Consider the following 18776-nt stretch of genomic DNA (forward strand, 5'->3'; position numbering starts at 1 on the left):
ATTTTGGATGTGCGGCAACGAACAGCGTTTACTGCGTCGGCACGGGCGGCGCCGTCGGCGGTTCTTCCGGCGGCCCGTCCATCGCGCATCGGAAGCCAATCGTCACGTGCGCCGTCGTGGGCATGACGCCCATGCGGAACGTCGCTCGCACGTGAGACGCTGCATCCAAGAAGCTACCCCCGCGCACGACGCGCATGGTCGCCCCCGGTGAGCCTTTTGGATCCGCCCCGCCCGGCGGAGCTTCGGCAAAACCATCCGCGGTCCATTCGGCGACGTTGCCGCCCATGTCGTAAAGCCCGTCAGGCGTGCGGTCCTTGGGGCGCATTTGGATCGAACACGTGGTCACGCCTTCGCTTGCATCCAAACACGTCCCATTGCGACCGTAGCATGAGCGATTGCATACCGGTGCTTCGCCGCCCCACGGAAAACGCCGCCCGGCTTCTCCGCGCGCTGCATATTCCCACTCGGCTTCCGTCGGCAATCGGCGACCGCGAAAACGGCAATAAGCTTCGGCTGCCGCAGCCGTGACGCAATTCATGGGATGATCCCCGGCGCCGCGAAGATCATTGCACTTGGGCGTCCACGCATTGGCATACTCGAGCAGATTGATGGGACCGTCATCATCCGGTCCAGCGTCGCTCGTCGCAGCGGCAGCAGCCATGATCCCTTTGATGAGCGATTCACTTTCGGCGGGCAATACGACCGACTTCGATTCCGGACACGTCGTGCACAATCGATATTGATCCACCGTGACTTCCGTCGGATCGATGAAAAACGCGCGCGTCACCGTCACGTCCCGCGCGTTCGCTCCTTCGCCGAGCTTTGCCTTGCCCGGTGGAATCAGCTTCATGTCGGGAGGCGGAACGAATGGAGGCGCCGCCGATGCCGACGCCACAGCGCTCGCGCTCGGCATTGCACTGGCGCTCGCAATCGGCTCGGACACGACATTACTACTCGGTAACGTTTTGGTTTTTCCGGACGGTACGACATTCGTGACGGGTTTCGACACGGGTTTGTCGGGAGATCCCATTGTAAACAGCGTGTACCCGAGCGCTCCGCCACCAATCAGAAGCGCCCCGACGAGCCACGGCCAAATGGGTTTGTCATTCTTCCCCATGGTCGTCGTATCGAGACCCGGCTCTTTCTCGGATGGAGCCCCCGTCCCTGCAGCCTTCAACGTATTCTTCAATTCGGGAAGAGGCGCGGGCTTCTTCGACGACGACGGCCTTTGCACGCGTTCACCGAGCGGCGTTTCCGCCATCGGATCGGCGTCGCGCATCGGCAGCGTGCCGTTCTTGGGCTTTTGCTCGAGCAGCCGCGTCGGCACGGCTTCCGTTGCATCGAGCTCTCCGGCGCCCGTCCCAATGCTCACCTTGCCACCAACTTCGGTCGCGACGCCAAGGTTTTTCTTTTCAGCAAATTCCGCGGTGTTCAGCAAGCTGTCCGCATGTGGATCCGCCGCCACGGGCGTCGCGCCGGGCGCCGCTACCCCCGGAGAAGACGCGCGTGCTCCGCGACTTTCCGCGACGGCCGCGACGAGCGCATCCCAGAACGAGCCACAATCGGGATACCTGTGCTTCGGTTCCACCGCGAGCGCCTTCGACAAGACTCGCTCGACAGGATCCGGCACGTTCGCTCCACGAGCTCGCGCGGTCGGCCTGAGCATCGGATCGGCCGCCATCACGTAAAGCTCGGTAGGGTCGTCTCCTTCGAGCGCCTTGCGACCGCTGACGAGCTCGACGAACACGAGCGCCAACGCGAACACGTCGGTCCACGGGCCCGATGCACCTCGCTGCTTGTTGAACTGTTCGGGCGCTCCATACCGCGGCGTGAACGCCGTTGGAGCTTGCCGCGTCGCAGCGAGCGCTTCGGTGAAGCTCGCGTGTTCGGTCAGCACCTTGGCGATGCCGAAATCGAGCACTTTCACCGTTTTCTTGCCGCCGACGTTGGTCACGAACAAGTTCGCCGGCTTGACGTCTCGATGGGCGATCTTCTGCGAATGCGCCACGGCGAGCGCACGCGCGGCCGGTTCGAGCAGTGCGACGGCCTCGGCGACATCCATGCCTGCATCGGGCTTCTGGCTGCGCCCCTTGAGCAGCTCGCCGAGCGTCTCGCCTTCGAGCCATTCGAGCACCAAGTAGGGGACCCACGAGCCGTTTGGCGTGACGAACGCGCCCACGTCGAGCGCCTGGACGATGCCGGACGTGACGCGGGACAAGCGATGAAGCAGGCGCCCTTCTTCGCGGAGCTGTTCGAGGAACTGAGCGCGGTTTTTTTCACTGAGCTCCGCGGGCAACTTCAAGCACTTGATCGCGATGCTCTCGCCGAACCCCGTGTGCTCGCCGCGGTACACGACGCCGAAGCCGCCATCGCCAATGACCTGCACGATGCGGTATTTGCCTTCGATGGTCGTCCCGGACAGACCAAATGGATCCCGATTGTTCTGAGGTTCGGACATGGCGGCGCGACACCTCTAGCGCACCCGAGGTCGCGCGTCACTGTCCAGGTTTCGGGTTTCTGGAGATGGCTGGAGGGACCGGAGGTTGCGCATCGTCACGGAGTGCCAGGCCAAGCATTTCGTCGAGCGAGACTGCCACGTGTACGTCAGTGGCGTTGAGCCCAAAGGTTGACAGCGCACATGAAACGCTCGAGTTACGCAACTTTTTTCCAACGAGCAAAACATGAAGATCGCTAGTGTATCAAACGTGCGGCTCATTCGAACGGATTCAGCAATGAAACACCAGTGCGCACGACATCCTTCGTGTTGCGCGTGACCAGCGTGAGACCCTGGACCTTCGCCGTCGCAGCAAGCAATCCGTCAATGACTGGGAGCGGGTCGGGCACCGTCATGTGTCCCCACGCTTCCGCTATCTCGCGCGACACCGGCAATATTCGAGCGCCGTAACCTTTCTCGATTTGCGATAGCCACGTTTCCAGCGCTGCAGCCCCAGCGGTATCGCGGCGACGCAACCTCTCGATGCCAGCACGCACTTCGCCAATGACGAGAACGGAAAGGTACAAGTCCGACGAACGAACCGACTTCATCCAAGCCTGGACCTGCGGATTGCCTCGCTCGCGCTTTCGTACTTCAGCAAGAACGTTCGTATCGATCAAGTATCCCACGATCCCTCCGACCGACCCAAATCCACCGCTCGCTCGAAATCGACATCGTCACCGACATCAGGCATCGACATCAGCAACGCTTTGAATGACTCGTCGCGTGCGTCGGATGCTGTAATCGCCTTGGCTTGTTCTGCCGAGATTTCTCCCCGCACCAACCAATACATTGCGCCAGCTCGAAGCAGTTCGCGAGCGATCTCGTCGAGCGGCTTAGCAGGAACGAGGTCATCAGGTAAATCCAGAGTTAGATGCATCGGAGAACCTCCTTGACTGCACCAGTATTGCACCACTCGATGGTTTTGTCAGCCTTTGCCATCACACCTCCGCCACACCAGCGCCTTTGGCCAAAAATCGCCGCGTATCTCGCGCAATCGCCAACCTACCGCACAATCGCCAAGCGAGCCACGATGGCTTGCAATTCCGTCGGAGCGATGGGCTTGCTGAGATGCTCGTGAAATCCAGCTTGAATGGCCTGCGCTCGATCCTCCTCGCGCGAAAACGCCGTGAGCGCGAGCGCTGGCACGACCTTCTTGAGCACTTCGCGTAACTTCCGAATCATTTCATAACCGTCCATGCCGGGCATTCCAATGTCGCTCACCAGCACGTTCGGCGTCATCGTCGCCAGCCGCGTCAGCGCATCTTCAGCCGAAGTCGCCGTGATCACGCGTGCCCCCGCAGCCTCGAGCACTTGCTGAATGAAATCGAGAACATCGGGTTCGTCTTCCACCACCATGATGCAAAGACCTCGCAGGGGCGCTTCTTGGGTCGCAATTGAATGGCGCGGTTCCTCGCGTGCCAACTCCTCGAGCGAATCGCCATAAGGGAGCTCGACGACGAGGCGCGCTCCTTTGCCGAGCCCCTCGCTTTCAGCTCGCACGCGGCCGCCATGGAGCCTCACGATGTGCTCGACAATGGGTAAGCCGAGACCTAGGCCGCGGAAATCGCGATTCAAGGGGCTATTGGCTTGCCAGAATCGATCGAAGACATGGGGCAAGTCGGCTGCGTCGATACCTCGACCATCATCCTGCACCGATACCTCGATAAAACCTTCCTTGACCGACAAACTAATTTCAATGTGCCCACCTTGCGACGTAAACTTGATGGCATTCGTGAGCAGATTCCAAAAGACCTGCTGCAAACGCGATGCATCGCCATACAGCGCAACGCTGCTCGGTTCGAGCACGGTTTTCAAATGAATTCCTTTCGCCTCGGCATCGAGCCGCACCGAATCGATGGCCGCTTCAATCACGGATTCGATGGCGATGCTGCGCTTTTCAATGCTGATTTTGCCCACCCTCGCGCGGCTGGCATCGAGCAAATCGGAAACGAGCTGCTCCTGCATCCTTGCATTGCGCTCGATGATGCCCAAACCACGCTCCATGTAGGAAGAATTCGACGGCTGGCGACGCAATAGCTGCACCCAGCCAAGAATGGCCGTGAGTGGCGTGCGAAGCTCGTGCGATACCATATCCATGAGCTCGTCCTTCATACGACTCGCACGACCCAACTCGACACGCGCTGCGCGCTCGCGCTCCAGCATTCGCTCGCGTTCTTCCCGAATCTGCTTTTCCACCGTGAGATCGCGGATCTCCACGAACATGGTCCTCTGCCGGTTCGCTCGATGAATGATTCGCACACTGCAAAGCCCAGGAAATTGTGTGCCGTCGGGACGCGATAAGAGGCATTCCGTGGGCTCGAGCGCTCGATGATCCCGAATCGCCTGCCGCAATGCACACTTGGTGTCGCCTTCTTTGGGATGAAGCAAGTCATGCAGCGGCCGCCCGATGGCCGATTGCGATTCATGCGAAAGCCACGCTTTCGCCCTGGCATTCATGAACGTAATCGTCCCCTGCTCTTCCAATATGAAAAAAGCGTCAGAGGCATTTTCAGTGATGGTACATACCACCACCAATTCATCTTCGAGGATCGCTTGCTCGGCGCGCACGACCGAACGCCTCATGCGATGACCAAGCACGCTGATGAGCACGCTCGACGACAAAAACAACAGCAAGTTCACGACATCGCTCGCCGTCCCGAGAACGAACGTCCCAGCCGGCTCATAAAAAAACATGACACCCAAACAAGCGCCAAGCAGCGTGGCGAGCAAGCCGGGCCCCAAACCTCCAAGCGAAGCAGCCACGGCTACGGCGAGCGTGAATGCAGCGAGTGGGGCACGTTCACCGAGGATTGGCCCGAGCGCCACGCGAATCAGCAGGACGAGCCCGCTGAGGACCACCGCGAGCAGATAACCGCGCGCGCCGCGCAAACGGTTTTCCCCGGTTCGCCTTTTCATCTTCCCGCCCGCATGTCACCAATGTAACACACAGTCGCGCGAAAACGTCAAGGTCCTCGTGCTCGGCAATGACACCCGGTCCCGAATGCGTCGTGGCTCGGGTGCCGTCACTGCGAGGCGTTCATGATCTTCGCAATGGCAGCATAATCCGAATCCTCGACGGCACCTTGAATCAAACACGCTACCTGACCGCTCGGCGCAACGAGCGCATGCACGGGAAGCTCGCCGGCGTTTTTCACGCCAAGCGCTTGAATCCACGAATCGCGCCCCGCGCCTTCCGGGAGCCAATACGAAGCACGCACGCCGGCTTCGGGTTGAGCCGCGAGAAACCGCTGCAATTGCCGTTCGTCGTCATCGAGCGAGACAAACGCGAGATCGACCATCACACCTGCGGTTCTGAGGCGGCTGTGGAAGTTCAAGATCCGCGGCATTTCCTCTTTGCACGGGCCACACCAGGCCGCCCACAAGTTCACCCAAATCCACTTGCCCACACCAAACGAAATGCTCGAAGGGAGCGCCGTCGCGCCCGGCGCGCTCGCCGTTTTCACCGCACCCTTCGGAGCCGTTTTCGCCGATTGATCGACGCACAGCTTCTTCGGCGCTGCAGGCGCCAAAGGCTTGGCCGACGCAGACGCAGTCGATGCTGGCGTCGTCGCCCCGCTTTGCGCCGTCACCGCGTTGCTCCGCCCAACAACGGGGCCCGGAGGCTCCTTCGTGGCGCCATCACAACCAAGACCAGCGAGCGCGACGGTCAGAGCTGACAGTCGACCCACGAGACGAACGCACTCCGATTGATCGCCTCGGCCGTGCACGGTTTGTTTTTCCGGGAAACATTCCATTTGCAGTAATCCTGACCAAGCTGAGCGAATTCGTTTCCGAGCCAAAGCAAGCCTACCTGTTTGTCGAGATCTGGTTCCTTGAATTTGTCACCGATGTGAAAGAACGCGCTATTGGCGCGCTTGTGCGAAAGCGATCGGTTGAAGTCCGGCGCCCCGGTCTTCGATGCTCGCGCGAGGATGAAGAAGTACCGCGCGCCCTTTCGATCGAGCCACAGGTCTTCGATCATTTTTTTGCCGTCGTCGTCGAGTTTTTCCGATGCATCGTCGAACATGACGACGCCGCCCCGATCCTTCAGCGGCGTAAAAAGATTGTTGAAGTCGTCGTCGTTGATCGATGCGAGCGTCTTGACGTCGGCGGGTTGACAGCCGCGTCGCGAATCGCCGCCATCGAGGCCGCAGGCGTGAATGACGCGCGCGAGGACCTCCTTGAACTTGGGCGTGCAATACGAAGCTTCGGCGTGGTTCGCAATCGCCACGGCTGGCTTTTCGGCGAGCACGGCGCCCGTCTTGAGGCGCTCGGCGCTCGCTCGCACCTCCGCGTGCACCTGATACGCCGATCCACCGAGAAGAGCACAACCAGCGGTGATCCCAATGATGCCTGCGTACTTCATGGCTGCCTCAAAGTAGGTGCGAGCTTCTGCAAGGTGAACGCTAGGCCGATGTCACTGTCTTCATCACAAAGCCGCGTATCGCCGAGGAAAAGCTGCGGTGTCGAGACGGGAAGTTTGTTGTCGACGATGTAGTGCAGCATCTTGTCGAGACGCACTTTCGTTTCTTTCGCGTCGATGCACGCATCGAGGTTGCCCCACTTTTCGCGAATCGCCGCGCGTACGTTGACGAGCCCCGCCGCAGCCTTGGCTCCTTCGAGCAATTCCTCTTGATTGTCGTAGGCCCACTCGAGCACGTCGAGGGCGCGACGATCAGCGCAAAGAACCGCCTTCGAAACGAGGCACGATCCCGGGTGCAATGGCCTGTCGAGCATCCAGTTGCACTCGCTGTCGAGCGGAAACAGGACGAGCGTCGTGTCGAGCTGATCGAAGATCTTTTCCGCGACGAGCCGCTTGTGAAAGCCTTTGCACGTGGGGCACAAGGGATCGACGAACAGCGTGGCCGGCTGGGTGGCTCCAGCAGGCTTGTGGTGCAAAAGAACAGGATTGTCCGTGCCGGGCTTCGCAAGTTTGCCGCAGTCCGAGATGTAGTTCGCGTAATTCGGCAAAGCGCTCACGTAAAGCAGCGCCGGCGTGACGGCGAAGACGCCGAGCGTAAAGAGAAAGATCGGCACGATCCACAAGGGGCCTTCGGGGATGGCGATTCGAGGCTTACCCGTCGCGACGTGGACGTCACGGTCTTCGGGTTTGTCCGCGGAGAGGACCACGGGGCCCTTGCGGTTTCCTTCGACGAGAACGCCAATGCCGCCCACCGTGAGCAGGATGGATGCGACGTAGATGCCCACGCACGTCTTGCAGAATTGACCGAGCTCGAGGGCGGAAATGGCGAACATGAGTGCCGATGCGAGCAGCGGCGAGAAGCTCACGATGCCGAAGAATTTGGTGGCCCGCCGCGGCGCAAGCGGCCCTGCGATCACGAGGTAAAGCGCAAAGGCGGCAAAAAACGCGAACGCTCCCACGGCGAAGAGCGAGATGGGAACGCCGCCCCAATACTTGTCGCGCAGGAGCGCAGCGTAGGGGCTGTACATCGCTGCGCGACAGGCACTTTCGCCCCCCGAATCCACGGGCAAACCCGGGATGAAGCTGCAGTGGATGCCGTGCACCTGCCTATCGAGGTGCTTCGAGTAATCAATCGTCGACAAACTTCCGAACGCGAGCCCGAGCAACGAGGCTACGAGCGCGACGATGGAAGGCCAGCGACGAGGTGCGCCAGACATGTGTGGGGCTTACGCGAAGGAAGCGGCCTCGTCAACGCGGGAGGAGCGGCACATGCAGAAAGCTGGCTTGCAACGACTGGCCGAAGAACCGACGGCTGGGCGTTCCCCGAGCGCGCAGCCAACCGCGCTCATGCGATGGCGAGCGTCCACATTCCGTCTCGGTTCGCCGCGGCACTCGCGTTGCCAGACGAAAGGGGCGGATGCCCAGCGAGCGGTGGTGCGGCTGTTTCGCGCGTGCCGCGGCTTGGGGTCATCGAGGAGAATGGACATGAAGAAGACGACACTGCTCGGTATGTTTGCGGCGGCTCTCTTGGCAACGACGGCGGGTCCTGCGTTGGCTCAGACGGGGCAACCGCAGAAGGGCCAGCAGCAAGGTCAACAAGGGCAGCAACAAGGCCAGCAACAGGGCCAGCAGGGCCAGCAGCAGGCTCAGCCGGGGCAAGGCTTGGGACAGGAGCAGATCGAGGGAAGGATCGTGGCGGTCGACAAGACCAAGGGCACCGTGAGCATTCAGACCGCGCAGCATGGGCAGCTCGAGTTCAAGCTTGGGCAGGCGCAAGTGCAGCGGCTCAGTGAAGGCGAGCAAGTTCGGCTGCAGATTCATATTCTTTCGATGACGAAGCCGCAGCAGCAACAGCCGTAACGACGAAGGCATGAATCGACGGCGCGGGGAACGATGCCGAGCGCGTTGTTCCCCAGCGTTTTTGAAAATGTGACAAACGAAAGGGCTGGTGACGGCGGCACCAGCCCTTTCGGCATTCCAGGTCAGTGCTTGCCTTTTTGGCCGCTCGACGTCTGGCCGCTTTGCTTTTGCTCTTCGACTTGATGGCCTTTTTCGACGAGCTCGCGCTCGCGCTGGCCACCTTTGTGACCTCCCAGCCGTCCGGCCTCTTCGACCGTCATGGATCCGTGTTGTTTTTCCTGCTTCGCGGGCTCGTGTTTCTTCTCGGGCATGAGATCCTCCGTGCGGGAAAAAGTCCCGCACGCTGCCTGCTTGCAAAACGAGCGCCGATGGATCGCGAGCGGGACGAGCCTTGTGCGCTCGCTTCGCGCGCGTGGGACGCGGGCATGCTATCAACTGGGCATGCCTCAGCCGTTCGACGAAGCGTTCCTGGCCGATCTACCTTATGACCCCGAGGTATTGCTGTTCGACGAGATCATCGAAATCGATCCGGCGGACAACCGCGTGGTTTGTCGCATGCCAACGGATCGGCCTCTACCTTTTACGGTCTCGCAACGCGCGCACCCGATCAGGCATCCGCGACACGTGGCGGGCGCGACGATGGTGCACGCTTCGGGGATGCTCGGATTCGTGCATGCGTATTACCTTCATGGCCTGCGGCATGCCGACGGATGGATTGGCTATGGGACGCACATCTATCAGGTGGTTTTTCGCAAATTGGTTCCACCGGGCGAACCCATCATTGCGAGCTGCAAAGAAATACGCGCTCGGCGCGGGACTTCGCGGCAATTCGTCAAGTACGCATTCGAATTTCGGCACGAGGGGGACGTCTGTTACGAGGGTCAACAAAGCGCGCTGTGGACGAAGGTGACGGAAGACGTGGCAGATGTGGGGGTTGAGGGATTGAATTGACAAATCGCCCACGGTAGCGAAATGAAGCTTCGGATTCCCAAAGGATCGCCCTCGCGCCGAAGTAAACCAAATCACACAAAAATCGCACGCGATCGGCCGTGCGGAATTGCTTTCCCGCGGCATGCTCGATAGGCTCGCACCCATGAGGTGACCTCGAACCATGAGCTCGCATCAAGACCTCCCGATTCAACCTGGTGACGTGCTTCTCGGCAAATACCGAGTCGAACGCATTCTTGGTGCGGGCGGGATGGGGCCGTCGTCGAAGCGACACACCTCGGACTCGACCAGCGCGTCGCGATGAAGTTCATGCTGCCTCACGTAGCCGACCGCGAGGGGAACATCGAGCGGTTCATGCGTGAAGCGCGCGCGGCGAGCAAGCTGCGAAGCGAGCATGTTCCCAAGGTGCTCGATTTCGGAACGATCGAGCACAGCATGCCGTATCTGGTCATGGAACTGCTCGACGGCTGTGACTTGGCGGCAATGATACGGCCCACCGCGCCACTCGACGTGGCCGAAGTGTGCGAAATCGGGATTCAAGCGTGTGAAGCCCTGTCCGAAGCGCACGCGCGAGGAATCATTCATCGCGACATCAAACCCGCCAACCTTTTCGTCACGCGCAGGGCCGACGGAAGCCCATGTGTGAAGGTGCTCGACTTCGGCATTGCCAAGCAACTCTCCGATGCCGGCGCGCTCGAGCCCCAAGGCCTCACGGCGACCGATGCCATGATTGGATCGCCGTATTACATGTCGCCCGAGCAACTTCGGTCGGCGCGTGACGTCGATGCGCGAAGTGATATTTGGTCGCTCGGCGTGACCTTGTATCAGGCGCTCACGTGCAAACGGCCCTACGTGGCGGAAAACCTGGGTGCGCTCATTCTGTGCATCGTCGAAAATCCTCCCGTACCGCCGCACGACGTGCGACCCGACATTCCCCCAGCGCTCGGCAATGTTCTCTTGAAATGCCTCCAGCGCAAGTCGGACGACCGATTTCAAAACATGTTCGAGCTGGCTTCGGCATTGGCACATTTCGCGCCGCCGCGATGTCATGTGCTCCTGGATCGAATACGCGCCCATTGTGCCAGCGGTGAACACGGCAATGGTCCTGCTGCGCCAATGGATGCCCCTGCTCCTCGAATTTCCGCGACCCCAACACCCAATGCGAGCGGCTCCGAACGCGGTCATCCGGCCATCGATGCCGTTGGCGTTCCATTGGCGCCCTCGGGAACCAACGAGCCATGGACCGGAACGCACGCAGACCGGCGCCCTCATGGTGCCGGACGCTGGGTGGCGATTGGAGGCGCTACGCTGCTCGGCGCCATTGCAACCGCCGTGGTCATTCGTAGTGGGTCGAGCACGACCGCGGAATCAACGCCGGCAGAAGCCGCTGCCGGAGTGAGCGTGCAATCGGTCGAGGTCGTCGCCGCGCCTGCACCATCTGCTGCATTGCCGCCTGCTTCTGCGATTGCATCGACGCAGCCGTCCGCACATCCCCCAGAACCGGCCGCGACCGCAGCACCCGTGCGCACGGCCGTTCCAACGGTCCGCAAGTCGGGCACGCAGTCCGATGGGAGCGCAAAGTTGCCCGATTACGGGGCCGTAAAATGACGGTTTCGCGCGCTCGGTGCCCTTTCTTTCCGGAAAACCTTGCCAAAACGCCGATCGCACACCAAAAGTGCAGCTCAGCATGACGACCACCACCTTCGCAGCCGCGCGCCGAGCCCTTCACGAAGGCGCACTCGTTCTTCGAGCGTCGAGTTCGAACATTTCGGGCTCCGGGTCGCCTTCGGCGCCCTTCGCCCCAAACCCCGCTCTTGGCACGCTATCCATCACCGGCAAAGACCGACAAACGTGGCTCAATGGAGTGGTCACGTGCGAGCCAAAAGAAAAGGCGCACCCATCGAGCTTGGCGATGCTACGACGTGGGACCAGCTTCGCGTAGAAATTGGACTGCCGCGGTGGGGCGTCGATTTCAATGACGACAATTACCCGCAAGAAGCATCGCTCGAACACTTGGGCGTGTCGTTTCAAAAAGGTTGTTATTTGGGGCAAGAGGCCGTGTTCATGCTGCAAATGCGCGGGCACGTGAAAAAGAAAATCGTACGACTCGAGATTGACGGCGTTGAAAACGTCCCGGCTGCCACCGAAATCGCATTGCCGGACAGCAAGCCCGTGGGAACGATTACGAGCACGGCGTCGAGCCCAGTCAAACCGTCCATTTTGGCATTGGGTTATGTGAAGTGGAAACAGAGGGAAGCGGGAACGGAGCTTTTGGTCGCGGGACGAAAAGCGGTCGTCCTGTAAAACATCAGCGCTTGGGCTTTTTCTTCTTGGCGGCTTTTTTGGGCGGCGGTGCGGACAAACCGCTGTTGTAGCGCTCGGTAGCGTCCGTCAAGTAAGCTTCCGACGTGAGGCTCGGGAAGTCGGATGCCCTCACCTGGCTGTTGGCCATGTCTTGCGCTTTGATCGCGGCAACTCGACGCTTGGTATTCGCGACGCCCATGATTCCAAAACCAACACCACCGGCAATGATGAGCCCCGTGGGAACCCAAATCCACACAGCACCAGGGCTTTCGCCATCGGGTGTGACGATCGCACCAGCGACGAGCATTGCGAGGCCCGCGCCAACGCCTGCAATGCCGAGGGCCATGCCGAGCGTCCGAGTGCTGGCCGTGTCCTTCATGGCTTTTTCGTAATACGGCATCGCGTTTTCGCGATCCTCGTTGATTTGGTCGATGCGCTTGGCGAGCGCCTTTCGGAATGCGTCGTCGCGCGCGATGTGCAGCGCGCTCAAAACGTCGATTTCCTTTGCGCCTTGATACACGCCCCATGCGTATCCACGACGTGCAACGCGCTGGTTGGCATAAATCCGGTCGGATCCGACGCGCCTACCCTGCGAGTCGTAGATTTCGCGCTGCGCGACCTCGACGCGTTGATTGGTCGTATAGATGAACGACTCGCCCTTGACCTTGAGCGGTTCACCGGTTCGGTCGTACTTGAATTCGTATTCGTATTCGCCGTCGGGAACGACGGGCGGCGGAGGAGTGCCGGCACAGCCGACGAGGGAAAGTCCAACGACCAACAAACCAGCGCGCACGTTCAGGAATGCCATGGTGATCGGCGCATCGAAGACTGGTCATGCGTGGGAAGTCAACTGGAAAGCGGAGAAAGGGTGTCGAATGCTAGCGCAGGACATCGAGAGCCTGCCTCGTCGCGCCTCACCCCGGGTTTGGGGGTGAGGCGCGAGCCCCCCATCGTGATCACGGGAAGATGCCGCGTTCGTTGTAGGCACCGGCAATGCGCTGAAGTGCAACGGCATACGCTGCAATGCGCAGCGAGCACTTCTTCTGGCGCGCCATCTCGACCACTTCGCGGTAGCCCCGCTTCATCGCCTTCTTCGAGCCGCTCGTCCACCTCTTCGAGCGTCCACGATTCACTGCGCTTGTTCTGCACCCACTCGTAGTAGCTGACCGTCACGCCACCGGCGTTCGCGAGCACGTCCGGGAGAATGTCGATGCCGCGCTCGAGCAGGATCTTCTCGCCTTCGGGCGCGCACGGTCCGTTGGCGCCTTCGGCCACCAGACGCGTCTGCAACACCTTCGCCTCTTCGACGCCAATCTGATTTTCGAGCGCCGCGGGAATGAAGATGTCCGACTTGATGCGGAAAAACTCCTCGCGCGAAACCACCTTGCCAGCCGGATAACCCTTGATCGATCGGTTTTTCCTGACGTACTCCTGCAGCTTGTGCGGGTTGAAACCTTCGGGATTGTAGAGGTAGCCGCTGTGGTCACCGACGGCGATGGTCGATGCGCCAAGACGCGAAAGAATCAGCGAGGTGAACGACCCGACGTTGCCGAAACCCTGAATCGCGAGCGTTGCGCCGCCGAGCTGGAAATCACGCTCTTCGGCCCATTCCTGAATGCAGTAAACCAGGCCCTGGCCGGTCGCTTTCTCACGACCGAGCGTGCCGCCAACGCTGACGGGTTTGCCCGTGACGACGCCCTTGACCGACTGGCGGAACACATGGCCGACCGTATTCATGTACGTGTCCATCGCCCACGCCATCGCCTTCGCATTGGTGCCGACATCGGGCGCGGGGATGTCCGTGTCCGGACCGATGTTGTTCCCGAGCGCGTGGAAAAACCGACGCGTGATCCGCTGAAGTTCGTCCGGCGAAACCTTGTTGGGGTCGAACTTGACGCCACCCTTGCCACCACCGAGCGGCAAGTTCATGAGCGCGCACTTCCACGTCATCATGGCCGCAAGCGCCTTGACGTCGTCGAGCGACACGGACTCGTGATACCGAATGCCCCCCTTGTACGGTCCGAGCAGGTTATTGTGCTGGACGCGATACCCCTTGAAGAGCCGGATCTGGCCATCATCCATCTTCACGGGGAAGTTGATGATGATCTCGTTCTTCGGCTGGCTGAGGATCGTCTGAATGTATTCGGGTAGATCGATGGCTTTGGACGCCTCGTCGAGATATCCCTGAACGACTTTGAAGAAGTCGTATCGGTGGGGCTTCGCTTCAGGTTTCGCTTCACCCGCGTTCGCCGTCTGTTGGTTATCCATGCGGCCGTTCTAGTCCGTGGCAAAGGCCATTTCAATTTTTTTCAGCACCTGACCGCGCAAGCGTGACGCCCCAGCACCGCACGTCCGACCGGCACGATGCCAAGCGTCGAAACGACTGCCCGGACTTCTCGAAATATCGCGCATTGCGCACCGCGTAATGGCGCGGTGCGGCGGACGTCAAGGCCGAGGCCAAAACCACAACGTGTAGAGGTACGTGAACGCCGACGTGACGATGAGAGCATCGATCCGATCGAGGATCCCACCATGACCGGGCACGATGCCGCCCGAGTCTTTCACGCCAAACGAGCGCTTCAGCATCGATTCGCCAAGGTCTCCAGCTTGCCCGAGACCTCCCGCGACGATCGCCAGCACGATGGCGTGATCGAGCGGCAATGACCGCACGTAGAAGTAGTGCGCCACCACGGCCCCGAGAACCGCAGCAGCGAGACCCCCGGAAAGCACCCTCGACGGTCTTTTTCGGACTTACGGCTTCGTACAATTTGTGTTTGCCCAGGAATCGCCCCGCAAAGTACGCGCCCGTATCACTGAACCACGAAAGAACGAGGGCCAACACGACAAACCCAGGCCCCGCATCACCCGCATCTCGGCGAACGAGCGCCAGCGTTACAAGGCCGCCGCCGAGCCATAACGGGCCGAATGCCATCGCGAACGCGCGCATGCCCGTCGTCTCGTTCGCCCCAAGCCGCGCGAGCGTTGCAAAAAGGGCGAACGTTGGAAAGACGAACAGCATCGTCACGAGCACGCGAGCGTCCGTGCCAAACCACCACAAGACGGCGAACAGACCGAGAGACGCTGCAATACCGATGGCGTGCGAGATGCGATCGCCTGGATGCGTCATCCCGAAAAACTCGAGCGCCCCCACGAAGAGTGCGACTGCGAGAAACAATGCCCAGCCCCACGGAGGGCCGACATAGATCAACGCCAAAATGGTTGGAACCCCGAGGCTCGGTAAGCGGCTCGCCAGAACCCGGGTATCGATTTGCGAAGGATCGATACGACCTGCACGGGCATCGATGGCCAATTCGCGCGCCGCTCGCGCAATTTCTTCCTGACCGCCATACGACAAGGCGAGCGCGAGCGTCATCTTCGTGTTTTGTCCCGATGCGTCGCGAAGAGGATCGAGAACATCCCGGACAAACGGGGGCAGTCGATCGAGGTCTCCAATGGCGACGAGCCGTATGTGATTGCTCAAATTTCGTCTCGCTCGGAGACGAGAAAAATCTTCGAGCAAGCCCATCAGCGCATCGACCTCGCCCGGCGGCCTGGCCCAGTTTTGTTCGCTGAACGCATAAAGGGTGAGCGCGCTCAGGCCGAGTCGTCGGGCAACTCGAACGACGCGCCTTACGGCGGCGCTGCCGGATTTGTGGCCAATTTCACGAGGTTCCCCGCGCATTTCGGCCCATCGCCCGTTGCCGTCCATGATGATCCCGACGTGATGGGGGAGGTTCTTTGCGTCTACGTACGTCATCGTTTTCTGAACGCTCGAAGTGCCATCGGGCGTTTCCTTTGTTGACGAAAGGCGGCCCTATGTCGAGTCTCCCATCATGAGTATCGGGTTGGGTCTCACGGTGACGCTGCGAGTTCGCATCGCAGCCCACGAAGCACATTATGCGGGTGAGCTCGTGGATGGGGCGCGTGTCCTCGGGCTGTTCGGCGATGTTGCCACAGAACTGCTCATCCGCCTCGATGGCGACGAAGGATTGTTTCGCGCCTACGAAGCCATCGAATTTCTCGCGCCCGTACGAGCCGGTGACTACATCGAAGCGACCGGCGTCATCACCAAGGTAGGAAACACGTCGCGCACGATGGCGTTCGAGGCGCGCAAGGTGATCTCGAACGTGCGCTCGGCCGACGTTGCTGCATCGGCAGCCGACGCGCATGGCGAGCCCATCGTCGTCTGTCGCGCGATCGGTACGTGCGTCGTGCCGAAAGAACTGCAAAGGCGCCCGCGTCTCGTGCTGCCTGCGCTCACGTCTCCAGGCGCCGAGCTGCTCGCAAAACTCCCCGAGCCTCGGCCAATCATCACGCCAGCTCCGCACGTGATCGTCACGCCGCCCGAATCGCCGCTCATCATCACGGGAGCGATCGTGGGCGCAGAAGTGACGCGCGAGCACACGCCGCATTTGCCGATCACGGCTGCCGAGCTTGCCGACGAAGCTGCCAAGTGCCGCGACGCCGGAGCATCGGTCATTCACTTGCACGTGCGTAACGCGGACGGCTCGCCTTCGCAGTCGGCCGAGCTGTTTGGCGAAGCGATCACGCGCATTCGCGAAAAGACCGACGTCGTCGTGCAAGTGTCGACGGGTGGTGCCGTGGGCATGTCCATCGACGAGCGGCTCGGAGGGCTCGTGTGCAAGCCCGAAATGGCGACGCTCAATTGCGGCACGATCAACTTCGGCGACGACGTCTTCGTGAACACGCGTCCCGACATCCGCAAATCGCAACTCGCATCCGTGAAGCCGGCAGCATCGCGGAGCTCGAGTGTTACGAAGCGGACACGTCCACGAGGCGTTGGATTATTACGCACCGGAACGATTTCCTCCGCTCCACTTCCAGTTTGTCCTGGGAGTGCCGGGAGAATTCGCGCAAGCGAAGACGTCGTGCGTTTCATGCTGTCGCAAATCCCGGAGGGGATCGACGTGGGCCGTGGCCGCCGTCGGACGGCATCAGCGACCCACGACGGAGCTGGCGATGCGCCTCGGCGGGCACGCTCGCGTGGGCCTCCGAAGACAACATCTACCTCGAGAAGGGCGTCCTTTCCGAAGGCAGCGCACCGCTGGTGGCGCGCGCCGCGGCATATGCCAAGACACTCAGGCGTGAAGTCGTCGAGCCGGATCATGCACGAAAGTTGCTCAGCATCGTAAAGAGCTGAAACCTCAGGGACGTCGAAGTCCTTTCGCCACCAACGTTGCATCGTCGTGCGAGCCTCAACGAAGAGCGCCTTTCGATGGCCATGACCTCGCCGCTTGGCAGGCTTGCCGAGTCCGCGAGGGCGTACGTGCGCACGCGTGGCCTTCTCGTGGGCGCGCTCTTGATCCTCACGCTCGCCGTGCGTTGCGTGTCGATGCCGCGCCCACCGGAGCGCAACGTCGAAGCGATCGCCGCGGTGCTCGGGCAAGCCGTGGGGGGCACGGTAAAACCCGACGACTTCGTGTGGGAAGGCCGCGGCGGCGTGCTGCACGATGCGCTCGTGGGTCGCCGCGTGCTCTTTCTCGCCGCGCGACCGGCAGGCGCAAACGCTACGCCCACGAACGATCTCTTCCGCGCCGAGGTGCGCCTCACGCGCGCAGGTAGGCCCATCGCGCTACGTCGCATCGTCAACCTGACGAACACGCCACGCGGCCACGAACACGACCTCGTGGCCTTTGGTCAGCATGCGGCCTACGCCACGATGGTGGGTTCTGCAGTAGAAACCATCACGGTCCTCGAGCTCGGCGGCGACATGGCTGCATGGCACGCTCGCACGAGGGCCGAACGATTCGCTTCCTACGTGGAAAATTGGATCAGCACGGGCAGTCGCCAAGGCATCGGCCGCATCGAAACGAGCTTCGGCACGCCACCCCAAACAGCGCGGTTCGAGCTCACGCCGGAGCTGCTCGTCATGGCGCTCGGTGAAACGGCGCAAGCGGCAGCCGTGAGTTTGTCCGATGCATCGGTCAACCCTGGACCGCGCGACGAGCACGCCGTGGTCGCGCAGCGCTTGCCGCATCCCGTGACGCCAAGGGCGCGCGTCGTGGAGCAAGCGCTGCGTGCGACGCTTGGGCCTGACCGAGCGCAGGACTTCCGTCGCCTGCACGCGCGCGTGCACGACGCATGGATCCGTTTGCGTGAATCATCGGCGCCTCCACCGGCGGCGTTGCCCGCGGCAACGGGTGGTGACGCCGCCGCGGTCGAAGGCGAATTCCCGCCGCCGAAGCTTGCTCTGTCGGCGCAGCGCGTGCTGCCGGGTGAAGGCGTGGGTGCCCGCTTCGCAGGTTGCGCTCCCAGGCGATACAGCCCGAAGCACCGCCCGCGTTTTTCAGAACGCGCGTTCGCCCGGATCGAAGCTTCCACATGCCGTCGTGCGCCTCGTTGTGATGGATGGACGGCGCATCGAGCTGCGTCCCGTTGCAGGAACGGCGTCGCCGCCGTCGGAGACGGGCCTTCATGGCGCAGGACGCATTGCTGCAGCGGATGCATCCGTGGCCGTCGCCGTGTTTGCGAGCGGCGTCCCCGATGGCTCGTCGCCCGGTGGTGTCGTCATGGATCAACGAGCGATCGTTTTTCCGCGTCGATCTGCGCCGACGCTCGCCGTGGATCGATTTGGTCGCCCAGCCATCGGGCCGTGGCCGCTCGAAGAAGACCTGCCCGTGACCATCCGTTCGGTATGGCAAACCCAGCACACCGCTCGTGATCGATGGTCGGATCGCCGAGTTTGGCGTGACAGACGCCCGGCTACTTGCACGCTCGGGCCTT

The 18776-nt window shown here is 61.4% G+C and carries 16 protein-coding genes and 1 pseudogene; 6 read left to right on the plus strand and 11 right to left on the minus strand.

Annotated features, from left to right (window positions below; genetic code table 11):
- Positions 1 to 28: 28 nt before the first annotated feature.
- From IPM54_44625 to IPM54_44655, 7 genes are all read right to left on the minus strand, one after another.
- Positions 29 to 2458 carry an SUMF1/EgtB/PvdO family nonheme iron enzyme gene (locus IPM54_44625; protein MBK9266852.1) on the minus strand — a complete coding sequence of 810 codons (2430 nt, stop codon included), beginning with the start codon at positions 2456 to 2458 and terminating at the stop codon, positions 29 to 31.
- Between the two features lie 254 nt (positions 2459 to 2712).
- Positions 2713 to 3123 (minus strand): type II toxin-antitoxin system VapC family toxin, encoded by a 411-nt coding sequence (locus tag IPM54_44630; protein ID MBK9266853.1) that lies wholly within the window; start codon positions 3121 to 3123, stop codon positions 2713 to 2715.
- Positions 3111 to 3374: a hypothetical protein gene (locus IPM54_44635; protein ID MBK9266854.1), complete on the minus strand. Its 264-nt coding sequence runs from the start codon at positions 3372 to 3374 to the stop codon at positions 3111 to 3113. Before IPM54_44635 ends, IPM54_44630 begins: the two co-directional genes overlap by 13 nt.
- Positions 3375 to 3499: 125 nt before the next feature.
- Positions 3500 to 5413 carry a response regulator gene (locus IPM54_44640; protein ID MBK9266855.1) on the minus strand — a complete coding sequence of 638 codons (1914 nt, stop codon included), beginning with the start codon at positions 5411 to 5413 and terminating at the stop codon, positions 3500 to 3502.
- A 107-nt stretch (positions 5414 to 5520) separates the two neighbouring features.
- Positions 5521 to 6225: a redoxin domain-containing protein gene (locus tag IPM54_44645; protein ID MBK9266856.1), complete on the minus strand. Its 705-nt coding sequence runs from the start codon at positions 6223 to 6225 to the stop codon at positions 5521 to 5523.
- Positions 6165 to 6863 carry a hypothetical protein gene (locus IPM54_44650; protein ID MBK9266857.1) on the minus strand — a complete coding sequence of 233 codons (699 nt, stop codon included), beginning with the start codon at positions 6861 to 6863 and terminating at the stop codon, positions 6165 to 6167. The genes IPM54_44645 and IPM54_44650 overlap by 61 nt, the downstream gene beginning before the upstream one ends.
- Complete coding sequence (locus IPM54_44655) at positions 6860 to 8137, minus strand: hypothetical protein (protein ID MBK9266858.1); 1278 nt, start codon at positions 8135 to 8137, stop codon at positions 6860 to 6862. The genes IPM54_44650 and IPM54_44655 overlap by 4 nt, the downstream gene beginning before the upstream one ends.
- Positions 8138 to 8405: 268 nt before the next feature.
- Between IPM54_44655 and IPM54_44660 the strand changes: the two genes are divergently transcribed.
- Positions 8406 to 8780, plus strand: coding sequence for a hypothetical protein (locus IPM54_44660; GenBank protein MBK9266859.1), 375 nt, complete (start codon positions 8406 to 8408; stop codon positions 8778 to 8780).
- 122 nt (positions 8781 to 8902) lie between these two features.
- Here the strand turns inward: IPM54_44660 and IPM54_44665 are convergent, their stop codons facing one another.
- A complete protein-coding gene (locus IPM54_44665) occupies positions 8903 to 9091 on the minus strand; it encodes a hypothetical protein (GenBank protein ID MBK9266860.1) in 189 nt (62 codons plus the stop codon).
- 130 nt (positions 9092 to 9221) lie between these two features.
- On the opposite strand from IPM54_44665, the gene IPM54_44670 reads away from it, so the two are divergent.
- The 3 genes from IPM54_44670 to IPM54_44680 all read left to right on the plus strand — a co-directional run bounded on the left by IPM54_44670 (position 9222) and on the right by IPM54_44680 (position 12032).
- Positions 9222 to 9731, plus strand: coding sequence for a hypothetical protein (locus tag IPM54_44670; protein ID MBK9266861.1), 510 nt, complete (start codon positions 9222 to 9224; stop codon positions 9729 to 9731).
- A gap of 213 nt (positions 9732 to 9944) precedes the next feature.
- On the plus strand, positions 9945 to 11336 hold the full coding sequence (locus IPM54_44675) for a serine/threonine protein kinase (GenBank protein ID MBK9266862.1): 1392 nt from the start codon (positions 9945 to 9947) through the stop codon (positions 11334 to 11336).
- A 39-nt stretch (positions 11337 to 11375) separates the two neighbouring features.
- Positions 11376 to 12032, plus strand: a complete 657-nt coding sequence (locus tag IPM54_44680; GenBank protein ID MBK9266863.1) for a hypothetical protein — start codon at positions 11376 to 11378, stop codon at positions 12030 to 12032.
- A gap of 4 nt (positions 12033 to 12036) precedes the next feature.
- On the opposite strand, the gene IPM54_44685 is transcribed toward IPM54_44680, so the two are convergent.
- The 3 genes and pseudogenes from IPM54_44685 to uppS form a co-directional block, all read right to left on the minus strand.
- On the minus strand, positions 12037 to 12840 hold the full coding sequence (locus IPM54_44685) for a hypothetical protein (GenBank protein MBK9266864.1): 804 nt from the start codon (positions 12838 to 12840) through the stop codon (positions 12037 to 12039).
- 148 nt (positions 12841 to 12988) lie between these two features.
- Positions 12989 to 14300, minus strand: a pseudogene (locus IPM54_44690) (Glu/Leu/Phe/Val dehydrogenase).
- A gap of 31 nt (positions 14301 to 14331) precedes the next feature.
- Positions 14332 to 15789 carry a di-trans,poly-cis-decaprenylcistransferase gene (gene uppS / locus IPM54_44695; GenBank protein ID MBK9266865.1) on the minus strand — a complete coding sequence of 486 codons (1458 nt, stop codon included), beginning with the start codon at positions 15787 to 15789 and terminating at the stop codon, positions 14332 to 14334.
- A gap of 76 nt (positions 15790 to 15865) precedes the next feature.
- Here uppS and IPM54_44700 point away from each other — a divergent pair, with 76 nt between their 5' ends.
- Complete coding sequence (locus tag IPM54_44700; protein MBK9266866.1) at positions 15866 to 17185, plus strand: 3-keto-5-aminohexanoate cleavage protein; 1320 nt, start codon at positions 15866 to 15868, stop codon at positions 17183 to 17185.
- 89 nt (positions 17186 to 17274) lie between these two features.
- Positions 17275 to 18714, plus strand: coding sequence for a hypothetical protein (locus tag IPM54_44705; GenBank protein ID MBK9266867.1), 1440 nt, complete (start codon positions 17275 to 17277; stop codon positions 18712 to 18714).
- Positions 18715 to 18776 lie beyond the last annotated feature (62 nt).

Source organism: Polyangiaceae bacterium (genome assembly GCA_016715885.1).
Lineage (GTDB): Bacteria > Myxococcota_A > Polyangia > Polyangiales > Polyangiaceae > Polyangium.

What these genes read in the sequence shown, in the direction of transcription:
- IPM54_44655 (MBK9266858.1), bottom strand. Translation starts at nt 8,137, where the DNA reads ATGTCTGGCGCACCTCGTCGCTGGCCTTCCATCGTCGCGCTCGTAGCC.
- IPM54_44640 (MBK9266855.1), bottom strand. Translation starts at nt 5,413, where the DNA reads ATGAAAAGGCGAACCGGGGAAAACCGTTTGCGCGGCGCGCGCGGTTAT.
- IPM54_44685 (MBK9266864.1), bottom strand. Translation starts at nt 12,840, where the DNA reads ATGGCATTCCTGAACGTGCGCGCTGGTTTGTTGGTCGTTGGACTTTCC.
- IPM54_44660 (MBK9266859.1), top strand. Translation starts at nt 8,406, where the DNA reads ATGAAGAAGACGACACTGCTCGGTATGTTTGCGGCGGCTCTCTTGGCA.
- IPM54_44650 (MBK9266857.1), bottom strand. Translation starts at nt 6,863, where the DNA reads ATGAAGTACGCAGGCATCATTGGGATCACCGCTGGTTGTGCTCTTCTC.
- IPM54_44670 (MBK9266861.1), top strand. Translation starts at nt 9,222, where the DNA reads ATGCCTCAGCCGTTCGACGAAGCGTTCCTGGCCGATCTACCTTATGAC.
- IPM54_44625 (MBK9266852.1), bottom strand. Translation starts at nt 2,458, where the DNA reads ATGTCCGAACCTCAGAACAATCGGGATCCATTTGGTCTGTCCGGGACG.
- IPM54_44705 (MBK9266867.1), top strand. Translation starts at nt 17,275, where the DNA reads ATGACCTCGCCGCTTGGCAGGCTTGCCGAGTCCGCGAGGGCGTACGTG.
- IPM54_44665 (MBK9266860.1), bottom strand. Translation starts at nt 9,091, where the DNA reads ATGCCCGAGAAGAAACACGAGCCCGCGAAGCAGGAAAAACAACACGGA.
- IPM54_44635 (MBK9266854.1), bottom strand. Translation starts at nt 3,374, where the DNA reads ATGCATCTAACTCTGGATTTACCTGATGACCTCGTTCCTGCTAAGCCG.
- uppS (MBK9266865.1), bottom strand. Translation starts at nt 15,789, where the DNA reads ATGACGTACGTAGACGCAAAGAACCTCCCCCATCACGTCGGGATCATC.
- IPM54_44700 (MBK9266866.1), top strand. Translation starts at nt 15,866, where the DNA reads ATGAGTATCGGGTTGGGTCTCACGGTGACGCTGCGAGTTCGCATCGCA.